Below are 12,185 nucleotides of genomic sequence, written 5' to 3'. Positions count from 1 at the left end.
CAGAGCTATAGCCGGTAGATCTCGTGATACTAGGTAATGAGCTACTTGTCTAAGAGCTTCTCCAAGAAACTCTGCGACCATAGATTCCGCGGACACACTCCTTGCGGCTCGCCATGCATCCGCCGCGTCTACATCGTCTGGCACCTGTCGAGCGGCTGCAAACAACACTCGTGAGAGCGCTCGCTCAGCAAGCGGAAGGGCTACTCCGCCTCCTCCAGCTTCTAGTCCATCCGCACGTACTTTGTCGATGTATATCCGTACAGCCTGCGCCGGCCCAGCCTCTTCGGAGAGGAGATCTCCCATCTCAGACCATGCACGGTGAGCAGCCGTGGCGTAAGAGTTCAGTGCTGGGCTCGTTAACATCAGTAGCCACTCATCATCGCCACGAGCGGCCTGAAATAGCTCCGTCAGGATCCGTTCCGGGGTTGCATTGGAAGCCAAAACTGCACGAGCGGCCCCCCACCTAAGACTGCCTCTGGGTGAGCTGCGACTCGTTGAGGTTCCCATTGGTCGTCAGCCCTCCTCGGCTAGCTGCAACCCTTGCTTAGCAAGATTTATGCCATCGAGCAGCGTTTTTCGTTGGATCAGACCTTCGCTAAGGATCTCGGACCAGTTAATTCGCCCCGCGATCGAGGTGTCGTCACTAGCTTCTTCTAGCAGCAGGCGTGTAACCGCCGCCAAATCGTCTGCCCGCAGGTAGGCAAGGTTCGATCCGACTTGGAGGAATTTCTCTCTCCGGACATAGAAGGGATGCCTTGGGCCATCAACTCCCGGGAACTCGCTGCTAATTATTAGAACGCATGAGACAGGCAGCGTTTCCCCGAGCCATTCTTGAGGAGATTTGACATACTCAAGAAGACGCCGCTCATCATCGACATCCATGACATAACCTGCTGCTGCAGCCTTACAGTCAGTCAGAACAAGGTGCTCAGCCCTGAGCCTGGTGAGAAGCGCGTCACCGACGCGACGTCCTCGACTTGCTGTCCCAAATCGTTTGCCTTGCAAGCCGAGAGCGGTGGTTGCAAGCCTGAAGAAGTACCTTTCAAACAGATCCTCAGGCTTCCCTTGCCCTTCTAATTCAGCTGGTAGTCGATTTTTAGCAAAAATTGGCAACCATAACAACCCAATACGATCGAGCATAAATGCTTCAGCGAGCTGTTTTATCGACTTGTAGCCGGTCCTGTCGACCGTAGGCTCACCTTCCGCATTGGGGACAACTAAGGCCGATCTCGATAGAAGGCCAGCGAGCCGCTCCACTGAAAGCACCCGATCGTCTTCGGCAAGCGTCTGATCATCCAACCGCATTGCCACGAGTAACGCATCCGCGCATCCCTCGCGAGCCGCATCAGTGCTCACGGCTTCAACATGGCTCCAGTGTGCAGGCACGTGCAGAACTCGAATCAGGACCTCTCGATCGGATAGGAAGACCCTCTTGGTGAACACGAGGTCCTCGTGATCACCCTTGGGCACCACTACCTTAAAGGTCAGTCCGAAATCCGTAGCGATGGCGATCACTAATCGACGCAACGCCTCAGCGGACAACGAAGTGAGGCTGTCCGGCTCGACACCGACCGTCCTGAAGTCGGGCATTGAAGCCTCCTCAGAGTTCCACCCCGACGCTAACTCAGGGGCACTATCTGATCAACGATCCAGTCCAGAATCGTTCTGCCGGACCATCCGTCATTACCTGCATGAATGCTCCTAGCAGTTCGTGTGTCGCTCAGCGACCTCAAGACAACACGTGTTACTCGATCGACACCGACCCTTCACCGGGCTAGCGGCTCTGCACTGGAGTCTCTGGTGTCATCCCGGTGAGGCATATCAGAATCGAGTAGGTGGCCTGTAGCGCACGCTGTGGTGCCCACTGTCTGCCTTGTGCTGAATGTGTATTTAGGCATATCGCTGGCCCTTACAGTGAGGCGCGCAAGGCTTTGGCCCGGCTGTCGGGCGGTCGGGGGTCTTGGGGGCCGTATTGGCCGTGCTGGAGACAGCCCGGGAGGATGGTCAAGAGAGCGGCTGAAACATGCGGCGCAGCTTGCAACGAAAGGCAAGTAGTTCGGCATCGGGACCGCCCTTGACTGTCCGCCAGCGGCAGACTAGGCGTGTGAGTAACCCTGCGCGCCGCAAGCCGATCAAACACCCCGCCCCGGACGCTCGTACCGTGCGCGAACTGTTTGGGAGTGCGGTGCGGTGCGGTTACAAGGGGTGCCAACAGCCGCTGTACCGGACGAGCGAAGGGACCGGCCTCCGGAACCTGAACGTCGAGATCGCCCACATTCACGCCCGCAGCGAAAACGCCGCGCGATGGGATGCCGGCATGACGGCTGAGGAGAACCGGAGCTTCGACAATCTGATCCTTATGTGTCTGCCTCACCACGAGGAGATCGACAGCAGCCCTGACCTGTTCCCTGCGGATCTGTTGCGCCATTGGAAACGCCGCCAGATCGCGGAGGCCGAGTCCGCTGCTGCGGCGGTGGTGCTGACCGAAGAGGAGGTCGCTGAGGTTTCCCAGATGTCGTTCGGCTTGGAGGAACTGGTTGAAGCGGTCTCCCCTTTGATGCCGTTCACCGCGCGCTCGAGATCTCGGGCTCAGGCATTGGACGTGGCGTTCCGGGAGGCGAAGGCGCGCAGGAAGCGCCGGCTGGTTATCGTCCCACCTTCTCGGAGGGAGGCGGTGCTGGACTGGATGCAGGAACGGCCAGCAGCACCGGTTGTTGTACCAGAGGGGCAACTGCGGGTACTGGTTGCGCCGATGGGCACGGGGAAGAGCGAGCGGGCAGCTCGCTGGTGGCAGGACGGTCTGGACATCTGCGCCGACCGCGATGAGGTGGGGATCCCGCTGTGGCTGGAGGCCCGCACCCTCGGTGGTAAGGGCCTGGCGGGCGCAGTCACTGAAGCGCTCGGCGGCGACCCCCACCGGCCCCTCCGGGTCGTTCTCGAAGACGTAACCTGGCTTCCCGTCAAAGACGCCAACCGGCTGCTGGACGAGGCCCGAGACCTCGTGGGGATTTGGGAGCGTATGCGGATCCTGGCGACCAGCCGGCCCGGGCCCATCGTGACCGAGGACGAGCGCGTTGACATGGCCCCCTGGCCGCCCGCCCAAGGAGCTGAGCTCGTCGACCTCATCGTCACCGACGGCTTGCGCGGCGTTTGGACGCCGGAAATCGACGACCTGCTGACCAGTCCCCTGCTCGCGCTCGCCCTCGCCGCCCGCCTCGCCACTGGCCGCACCGCCAAGGTATCGCCCTCGCGGTTACTGGCCGACTTGGCCACGACCATCCTCGAGCGCGAACGCCCTCAGGACCTCGAACAGAGCTGGGATCTGCTCACCCGACTGGCCGCCCGCGCCATCGCCACCCAAGCCGCCGTTCCGGTGACCGCTTTGGGCGCGCGGGAGCCGCAACTGTGGGCGCTCACCGACAGCGGCTTGGCTGTCGCCGACAACGACGGTCTACGGTTCACGCTGCCCGTCTTCGAACATCACTTCGGCGCCGAAGCGCTCCGCGCCGGCATCATCGAGGTCGAAACCGCCGCATCCGGCGCGGCGTTCCCGCTCTGGCGCTACCCCCTCACCCAGTTCCTCACCGAAGACCCGCATGGCGGCGACGAGGTCGTGGCAAGGATTGCCCGCACGAACCCCGGCGCCGCTTCCTGGCTCCTCGACGAGGTCGCCCGCTCCCAACTCACCCCGCCGTCTGCCAGCCCCCGCCCGTGGGAGACAGCCCCGGCCCGCCCAAACGAGACTGATCCCTCGGTGCGCGCTGGTAGGTGGCTCCGCGACGCCGTTGAAGCGCTGCTCGCGGGTTTTGGAGACTGCGGAACGCAACTGTCCCGCCATCACGACGGCCTGCTCGTCCAATGGGGAACGAGGATCGTCGAAGATCCGGTGTATGGCGCCGGCCTGATCCTCGCAGAGGCCAACGCTAAGGTAGCCCCCGATCTGGTCGCCCACAACATCGAGATTCACAGCGACATCCGGCGCCACGGCTGGAACAGGTGGACGTCGTTCAGCTTGCCGACCGGTCCTCTTGGCCGCTGGTACTGGGCCCGCGACCGCCTACGCAACGCCTTGGCCAGTCTGGTGCGGCAGCAGCGGCTCCCTGTCCCCGACACCTCACCGCTGGCCACCGAACGCGAATGGGGCCTTGCCCAGCACATCATTCGTATTTTCTACCGCCGTACCGTGCCCAGCCGCATCCCACTTGACGAGCTCACCACGGCCATCGAGGAGATGATGGTCAAGGTCAATGGCTCCGTCCGCTCGACCTGGAGCAGCGGCACCGCGCGGCTGGACTCTGACGACATCCGCTGGATGCAGGCCCGCCTGTCCCGTCACCACGACGACCTAACATCTCCACGCCCCGCTCCAGACCTGTCCCCCTCCGGCACCACGCGCTGGCGGTGGCGGCAGTATTCACCCGACCTGACCCGCACAATCGTCACTCACGTGTTCCAGGACGCTCTCACCGGATACCACGATCTCGTCACCACCAACTTTCCCGCGTTTGGCTCCGCGCTCGGCCTGTTCAGCAGCCTGCCTCTTCGTGCCGAGGGCAACATCATCATCGACGTGCAAGACCCGGGCGACGACGACGCGATCTGGTATGCCCTCAAACCCGATCCCGCATCCTCGCCACAGACCCCTCGCGCGGACTTCACCTTCACCCAATCGCCGCAGCCCTTGCGCGACCACGCCTCTGCCGCGGCATTCCGACACCGCCGATCCAGCTTCCATCGCCCGGCTAGCCACCTCAGCGAACTGCCCACCGGGAACGAGCTGGCCGCCACCGACCTCGCCTACCACTGGCTGGCCACCGACCTGCAAGCTCTCGGCTGGTGGACGGGCGCACTTCCAACCCGCCACTAATCCCACCGCGGCCGGAAGGGTTAACGCGTCATCCCAGGGCGCACGCGTGATCGTTCCCAATGTGCTCCCAGAGAGGGCCACGTCCCCCGATGTCAAGCACAAAACTGCAGGTAGACAGCGAGATTGGGCTCTGTTGCTCATCGGACTCCTAAAGCGGGTGCCGCAGGTTCGAATCCTGCCGGGGGCACTCTTCTCCACCAGGCGCTTCGCCTTCTGACCTGCGGCTTCTTAGCCGCAGGTCTTTTGCTTTCCAGGCCCGCGACAGGTCGCCGAGGGCACCCCGTGTGCAGCCGTAGGACCATGATCACGGGATATACATGGGATGATCTTGGGGGCGTTTCCCGAGGTCAGTTAGGGATTCTCAGACGACCCTTGTTGCAGCACTGGTGATCGTCTTTAGGCTGGAGGCCGTGCAGCTCCTCGCCCTCTTCGATCTCGACAGAACGCCCATTGACCTCGATGCAGGCTTCCTGCGATGGGCCGAGGAGTTCACTGAACAACGGCGATTAGGACCTGAGGACGTTGCCTGGCTCGTCGCTCTGGACCGTGACGTACATCCTCATCGAGACATCTTCTTCGCCAGGGTTCGCGAACGCTACAAGCTGGCCGCGCCGGTCAAGGAACTCCTGGCTGCCTGCCGGAGGCGTATGCCCTACCTCGTGCAGTGCTACCCGGGCGTGCCGGCCGGCCTGGCGGAGTTGCGGACGCGGGGATGGGGAGTGGGCGTCATCACGAACGGCATGCCAGACAGCCAACTCGGCAAGCTACGGCGGACCGGGCTGGCCAACGTGATCGACGGTCATGCCGTTCAGGAGCCGAGGGTATTCGCAAGCCCGAGGTCGATCTTTTCCGCATAGCTGCTCAGCGTTGTGGAGGCACTCTGGGCAAGGGCGGCTGGATGATCGGCGACAACCTCATAGCTGATATCCAGGGCGGCCAGATGGCAGGCCTGCGCACTATTTGGATCAATAGGGGAACCTGGTCAGGCCAAGAGCATCATGTCGACCATGCGGTCACCGACGTCATCGACGCAATAGCCATCCTGCGATCAGTACACGGGGAAGCCTGATCACGCTGGCTTCGTGCACATTTTCAATACATACGCCAACATTCTGCGAGAGGTGCACCTGCTGGACTTCCACATGACCACCAGTAAGCCGGGCGGCTTTGCTGTCAGCCTGCCGAAGTCGCCGTTGATCACGCCCGATCGGCGTACGAGGAGCTCGACAGGGTCATCGCCATTGCGAAAGAGACAGGGCAGTGGCCGGCCCGGCGATGGGAGACACCTACGGCTGTCGGATGACCCACGGCCTTGGTGCTGCTGAAGTCATCCCGGGCGCGGGTCTTCAACGAAGAGATCCGCTCGCTGGCCATGGAGCTCCAAAAAGCAGCCGGGGACTCGATCTGGGCCAAGAGCATGGATGAGGCAGAACAGCACAGCAAGCGTCTCGAACCACTGCTCGACCGCTTCAATGATGCGGTCGCACGAACACTGCCTTCGCTCTACTGACGTCCTAATCGTGACCCGGCGTCGCGCCCGCGACCAGGGGTTATGCAGCGTTTTCCACCTGCCTTGATACTTGTCCCCCGGATCGGTTGTCATCGGAGAGAGGAATCAGCTTCTGCAGGCCCATTAGCCGCCTGGGTCATGCGTAGTCGCATCAATCCATCTCCACTCAACCCGGGGCACACCAGAGCCTCCATCAGTCCCGGAGCGGTTCAACCGTCCACCGGAGATATCCGCTATACCTGGTCCACATGACGGCCTGCGCTGGTCAGGCCGCTTAAATGTGACCGCTGGTCCTCTCCCCGGAGGCCAGCCCCCGGAGTATCTCGATATCGGCGATGTCCTTCTGCCGCCACGGCCGGCCGTTGCGCAGGTGTGGGAACTGCTCCTTCATGGCGAGCATGCCGGAGACGCTCATGGCCAGCACCGGCGTGCCATCGAGTATCACGGGCTCGTCGCCGAAGGATCCTGGCGGGAACAGCCAGTCGGACCATCGCCCAAGGGGCTGACTGAACGATCCGTCCGGCCACCGGTCAAAGTAAGCGGTGCTGAACGGCACATCGTCCAGCGTGAACTCGCAGGCCTCCTCTGGCGGCTGAGTCGTCAGCCCCGTGGCGCCGGCTCCTACGAGCACTGCCTTCGACCGCTCGGCGTGAATACGCTCAACCCAGAATTCAACGTCGCCGTGCTCGCGCGTGATCCGGCCGATCCTCGCATCGAGTCCCCAGCCCCCGAACAGCCACGCTGAGATATCGACTGCCTGCAGGACCGCGATGACTTTGCGGATAACACGCAATTGCCCTTCCGTCTTCTCGTCCATGGTTTGATCCTGCCATCCAGGGTGAACTGCCCACCCTCGCCCGCTGGTGCCAGGCTCGAGGGCTACCTGGACTCCGCCGCCGCCCACGGCATCAGCGCAGTCGACGCCATCCGCGACGCCATCGAGGGCAAGTCCTGGCTACCGCCGCTCCCCGCGCTCGCCTGGCATCAGATCACGGGGCCCTGTGAATGGACACTACGAACGGCCCCGATGGGCTGCTCTCTCCACGATCTCTTCTCCTCTTCGGCGGAGGATCCTGAGGCGGCTCATACTCCTCAATTTCATCAGCCGCACTTGTCCGGAAACCACATTGGTTACGTACCCGCCGGCGCTCCCCCATTGCCCTGGATAAGGTCCCGCTCAATATCAGGCATGCGGCAATCATGCCCGCGCTGACGCGTGGATGAGAGGGCCCGAATCGCGGCATGAGAATCTACTCATCCGCCATGGTCTCAGCGTGTCACCCGCACGTCGTTGGGTGAGGGTGCGTGCAGGCGTACAGGCCCGTACGACCCGAAAATCGCTTGCCTCGCGTGGTGAGCTCAGGGGAATGTGGTGTCCATGATGCTCTGACGGACGCACCCCGCCATTTGAGTGCCGCGGCGCCGACTCTCGCCGTGATGCCGCCCGCCCATAACCTGTTCAGCGAAGAGAGCGTCTTTGTCTCAACAACACTCCCGGCAGGAGTTCCTGCCGGCGGCCACGTCGGCCAGCGTCACCGTGTTCGCCTCCCCCACGAGCTGGATCGAGTCCGATGCCGTTGCGCAGTGCCATCAGGTGGCCGCTCTCGACGGCATGATGCACGTCGCCGCCATGCCGGACCTGCACCCCGGCAAGGGCGCTCCTATCGGCGCCGCCATGGCGTCGACCATCTTGTACCCGTTCCTGGTGGGCTCCGACATCGGTTGTGGCATCGCCGTGTTCCCCGTCAAGCTCAAGCGGGCCGTACCCGAGAAGCTTGCCGCCCGGTTTCCCGATCTCGATCGCGCGCTGCATCCTGAGCAGGATGCCGACGATCCGGCCTGGGCCGTGGTGAAGGGTGATATTCCCGCTGGGTACGTCGAGGGCCTCGGGACGGTCGGCCGGGGGAACCACTTCGTCGAGCTGGCGCGCATCGGGACCGTTTTCGAGCCGGACCACGCGAGCCGGCTCGAACTCGCCGCCGGCGACCTGGTTCTCATCGTCCACAGTGGTTCCCGTGGGCTGGGGGAACGGATCCTGCGGGCGCACACCGAGGTCCATGGAGCGGGCCCCGCCCCTGATCCGGGCGCCTATCTGGCGATGCATGACGACGCCGTACGCTGGGGATCGCTCAATCGGCGGCTGCTGGCCGCCCGGGTCGCCCATGCCCTGGGGTTCGAGCCCACCGAGCCGATCGTCGACCAGTGCCACAACCTCGTCGAGGTCCGCGACGGGATCTACCTGCACCGCAAGGGGGCGGCGCCGGGTGACGGCCGCGACGTGCTCATTGCCGGTACGCGAGGCACCCCGTCCTACCTGGTGGCCGGTCACGCCGGGCCGGACGCCGGCCATTCCGTGGCGCACGGCGCAGGCCGCAAGATGTCGCGTGCGGACGCTCTGCGCCGGGGGCGGGCCAAGCACACGGTCGAGGAGCTGCGCCGTACGCCGATGGGGTCGTTGGTGGTGTGCGGCGACCGGCAACTGCTCTTCGAGGAGGCGCCGACGGCCTACAAGCGCATTGAGCAAGTGATCGCCGACCTCGTCGACCATGACCTGGCCACGCCCGTGGCCACCACGATCCCTCTGGTCACCTACAAGACGCCCGACCTCGGGTCGGCGCCCCAGAGGGACCATCGGGAGCAGCGCCGCAAGCGGGGGCGGCCGTGAGCGTCCACCTGCTGCTGTCGGCCGGGCGCGGCCCGCAGGAGTGTGCCTGGGCGTTGGCCCAGCTGCTGCACCGCATGGAAACTGACGCCACCCGGCAGGGTCTGGAGACCCATCGGGCCCAGACTGTTCCCGATGATCGGCCCGGCACCTATCGATCGGTTCTCGTCCGGATCGCAGGTGACGGCGCCGAGGCGTTCGCCGCTTCGTGGACCGGAACTCTGTGCTGGCAGGCCCCCAGTCCGTACCGGGCCGGCACCGGCCGGAAGAACTGGTACGTCATCGCCGAGCCGTGCCAGGTCGACACCCCGCGTACGACGTTCGCGGAAACGGACGTCGACATCGTCGCCTGCCGCACCGGCGGCCCCGGCGGTCAGCATCGGAACAAGGCCAGCACGGCCGTACGGGCGACCCACCGGCCCACGGGGATCGTCGTCGTGGTCGATACCGAGCGGCAGTTCAGCCTCAACCGCCGCATCGCCATGCGGCTGCTGCGAGAGCGCATCGAGCACGGCGACGAGGTGGCGGGACGCGCCGTCACCACCGCCCGCTGGCGCATCCACGATGAGCTCGTACGCGGCAACCCCACCCGCATCGAACGCCCGGGAACGTCGGAGCAGAACCTGGCCCCGCAGGCGCAGAAGCGTCGGCGACGGCAATCCACGCCGATCACGCCCACCGTGAAAGGAGGATCGCATCAGTCGACATGAGGTCGGTGGGGCAAAAGCGTGCAGCGTCGGGGGCTGGCGCGGACGGCCGCGCTTGCCGCCTACTTCCGGGATGGCCTGGAGCGGGATGAGCTGGGTGACGTCGTGGCGGTTGGGACCGGTGAGGATTGCGGCAAGGGTGGTGTCGGTGATCAGGTGGCGCTTGCTGCTGGCCCGTCCGCGATCGACCGGGGACGGGCCGGCCTACGGCTCCCTTTTAACGCCCTGATCTGGGAAGAGTCCGCTGCGGCCCGAGAGAGGTCGAGCGCGTCCGCCGCGCGCAGGCGGTCCGGCATCACCTCGTGTAGGCGCTGCCAGACGCCGCAGGCGTTCCACACGGCCAGGCGTCGCCAGTGGGTCATGCCTGAGCCGTAGCCCAGCTCTTGTGGCAGGTGCTCCCAGGCGATGCCGGTGTGCAGGACGAACAAGATGCCCCGTAACGCCGGGCGGTCATGTAGCCGCTCGCGTCCCGGATGGCGGAAGCGCCGCTGACGCTGGGGCAACAGCTGCTCGATCATCGCCCACAGCTCGACGCTGACATCCCACGGCTTCAGCTTCGCCCCCCCCGCGCTCCCTCTCGCTCGGCTCCGGCGAGAGATCAAAGCGCAACAAAATCATTCTGTTAGGACTTCTTGGAAGGTGCCATGGAAGATCTTTTGGTCTTCTCCTGACCGTTCGTTTGACGACCCCCCACACTGAAGGCCGTGACGAACGATCTCACCGACGCGTGGGACCGCCTGGTTCCTCTCGGCCGGCTTTACCAGGTGGCGGCCCTGCTCAACATGCCGCGCCTGGATGAGAGCGCCGCGGGCGAAGACGCTCCGCAAATCAACCAGCAGGCGGTGCTGTACGCCGGCATCGCTGACTGGGCTCGACTATCGGCCCGGGCGGCCGAACAACTCGGCAGGCCGGATGCGGCCGACACTGCCGATGAATACACCTATCTCATCGAATACACCGACCTGCACGCCAAAGGCTGGAACCCCGCTCCTAGCGAGCACTCCCAGGGAATCATCCTGGCCGACACGGCCGAGGCGGTCGCGCATACCGTCCTCACTCACTACATCACCCACCTGGCCGAACACCGCGACGACTACCAACTGTGGCTGGTCGACTCGCTATCCCTGCGCGCGAGTGTGTGGCACATGAAAACCGCCGCCGCGCACCCCTGCGGCCGCCACTTCAGCTATCCCTCCTCAGCGCACATGTTCAAGAGCGCGATGATTCTCCCCCACGCCGTCGAGATCCGTATGCCTGTGCAAATACACCGGTTCATGAACCACTACATCGCCCCGTAACTGAGAGCCGGAGTCATGGAAACGACGTAACCCCTGCCCCGTACGGCTCGAGTTCTCCCAAAGCGGGGGCCGCAGATTGAATCCTGATCGTTCAGGGTTGTGATGTCTCAGGGCATCGAAAACCCTCGAACTTACGGGTTCGGGGACTTCGTCGTTTTGGGGTTTGCCTGGGGTTGGTAGTCACGGCTGAGGTCGATGGTCAGCTCACGGAGAAGCTCTCCGGTGACAGCGTCGACGACGCGGGCGTGCAGGTCGGCGACCAGGAGGATGACGTGGGTTCGGGCGACGCCGATGTGGTGAAGCCGGCCGTCCACGTGCACGGTGACGGCAGCCAGTTCTTCATCGTCTTGCCGTTGTCGGTCAGCGTGGGGACGGGCACGCCATGGGCGGCGACGGCTTGGCTGAAGGTGTCGCGCACGATAGGCCCAGTGACCCGGCGCCGGTAGGTGACGAGCAAGGCGTAGCGGGAGCGGCCGTCCAGCCAGTTGAGTATCTCGGCGTCGCTGCCGTCGGCCAGCCGGTAGTGGGTGACGTCGGCCTGCCAGGTCTCGTTCGGCAGCGCCGCTTCAAAGCGGATGCAGGACGAGCGAGGCTGCTTCTTCGGCTTGGGGACGACCAGGCCGTGCCGCGTCAGGTAGCGGCTGATCGTGGCTCGCGACACCGTCCGCTGATGGTGGTGCCGCAGCCACACCCGGCTGGAGTTTCCTATGTTCTTAACCAGCACACTGATCGTTCAGGGGTCGGCGAGCGTGTCGTCACTTGTTCCAGGCCACCAGGAACTCCGCCAACGAGATGCGTCCGTCCACGTCCCCGTCGTGCTCGTCCGAGACCTTGAAGATCGAGTCGAGCTCGGTGGTGGTGACCTGCTCGCCGCGCGCGTTCATGGCGAGCGTGAACTCCTCGCGCGTGATGTATCCGTCCCCGTCGCGGTCGAACTCCTGGAACGTGGCGGCCGGGTCGTTGAGATCTGGCATGGGTGACCTCTCATCGTGCGATTCATTCGATGTACTGGCAAAGCAACATCGAAGCACGAGCTTGTGCCCTCACGCGAGGAATGACGGGGCGAAAGCGCCGGTCGTGGCGCCCTGTTTCGGATCCGCGACGGCAGGAAGTCGATCAAGCTGATCGCTACCGTCTGCTC

General features: G+C 64.2%; 12 protein-coding genes. 7 read left to right on the top strand and 5 right to left on the bottom strand.

Annotation, left to right across the window (positions count from 1 at the left end; genetic code table 11):
- Positions 1–513 precede the first annotated feature (513 nt).
- On the bottom strand, positions 514–1,590 hold the full coding sequence (locus ACWDRB_RS11895) for a hypothetical protein (protein WP_355197633.1): 1,077 nt from the start codon (positions 1,588–1,590) through the stop codon (positions 514–516).
- 571 nt (positions 1,591–2,161) lie between these two features.
- Here ACWDRB_RS11895 and ACWDRB_RS11890 point away from each other — a divergent pair.
- The 4 genes from ACWDRB_RS11890 (at position 2,162) to ACWDRB_RS11875 (ending at position 6,377) form a co-directional block, all read left to right on the top strand.
- Complete coding sequence (locus tag ACWDRB_RS11890) at positions 2,162–4,867, top strand: hypothetical protein (protein ID WP_449893125.1); 2,706 nt, start codon at positions 2,162–2,164, stop codon at positions 4,865–4,867.
- 410 nt (positions 4,868–5,277) lie between these two features.
- Entirely contained in the window at positions 5,278–5,724 is a 447-nt protein-coding gene (locus tag ACWDRB_RS11885) for an HAD family hydrolase (RefSeq protein WP_449893122.1), read from the top strand.
- Positions 5,691–5,936, top strand: coding sequence for an HAD family hydrolase (locus tag ACWDRB_RS11880; RefSeq protein ID WP_449893721.1), 246 nt, complete (start codon positions 5,691–5,693; stop codon positions 5,934–5,936). Before ACWDRB_RS11885 ends, ACWDRB_RS11880 begins: the two co-directional genes overlap by 34 nt.
- A gap of 243 nt (positions 5,937–6,179) precedes the next feature.
- A complete protein-coding gene (locus tag ACWDRB_RS11875) occupies positions 6,180–6,377 on the top strand; it encodes a hypothetical protein (protein ID WP_449893120.1) in 198 nt (65 codons plus the stop codon).
- Positions 6,378–6,651: 274 nt separating this feature from the next.
- Here ACWDRB_RS11875 and ACWDRB_RS11870 read toward each other — a convergent pair whose 3' ends face one another.
- Positions 6,652–7,194, bottom strand: coding sequence for a nucleotidyltransferase domain-containing protein (locus tag ACWDRB_RS11870; RefSeq protein ID WP_449893118.1), 543 nt, complete (start codon positions 7,192–7,194; stop codon positions 6,652–6,654).
- 660 nt (positions 7,195–7,854) lie between these two features.
- Here ACWDRB_RS11870 and ACWDRB_RS11865 point away from each other — a divergent pair.
- Both ACWDRB_RS11865 and prfH read left to right on the top strand, forming a co-directional pair.
- The gene (locus ACWDRB_RS11865) at positions 7,855–9,042 is read left to right on the top strand and encodes an RNA ligase RtcB family protein (RefSeq protein WP_449893116.1); all 1,188 of its coding nucleotides are present in this window, start codon (positions 7,855–7,857) and stop codon (positions 9,040–9,042) included.
- Positions 9,039–9,749, top strand: coding sequence for a peptide chain release factor H (prfH, locus tag ACWDRB_RS11860; RefSeq protein WP_449893114.1), 711 nt, complete (start codon positions 9,039–9,041; stop codon positions 9,747–9,749). Before ACWDRB_RS11865 ends, prfH begins: the two co-directional genes overlap by 4 nt.
- 149 nt (positions 9,750–9,898) lie before the next feature.
- Here prfH and ACWDRB_RS11855 read toward each other — a convergent pair whose 3' ends face one another.
- A complete protein-coding gene (locus ACWDRB_RS11855) occupies positions 9,899–10,264 on the bottom strand; it encodes a transposase (RefSeq protein ID WP_449893112.1) in 366 nt (121 codons plus the stop codon).
- A gap of 186 nt (positions 10,265–10,450) precedes the next feature.
- Between ACWDRB_RS11855 and ACWDRB_RS11850 the strand changes: the two genes are divergently transcribed.
- A complete protein-coding gene (locus ACWDRB_RS11850; protein WP_449893109.1) occupies positions 10,451–11,044 on the top strand; it encodes a hypothetical protein in 594 nt (197 codons plus the stop codon).
- A gap of 199 nt (positions 11,045–11,243) precedes the next feature.
- Here the strand turns inward: ACWDRB_RS11850 and ACWDRB_RS11845 are convergent, their stop codons facing one another.
- Positions 11,244–11,768: a DDE-type integrase/transposase/recombinase gene (locus ACWDRB_RS11845; RefSeq protein WP_449893107.1), complete on the bottom strand. Its 525-nt coding sequence runs from the start codon at positions 11,766–11,768 to the stop codon at positions 11,244–11,246.
- 31 nt (positions 11,769–11,799) lie between these two features.
- On the bottom strand, positions 11,800–12,018 hold the full coding sequence (locus ACWDRB_RS11840; protein WP_449893105.1) for an EF-hand domain-containing protein: 219 nt from the start codon (positions 12,016–12,018) through the stop codon (positions 11,800–11,802).
- Positions 12,019–12,185: the final 167 nt, after the last annotated feature.

It is taken from the genome of Nonomuraea sp. NPDC003707 (assembly GCF_053587055.1).
The sequence above is the reverse complement of the archived record's forward strand: the minus strand, read 5'-3'. Positions and strand labels throughout refer to the sequence as shown.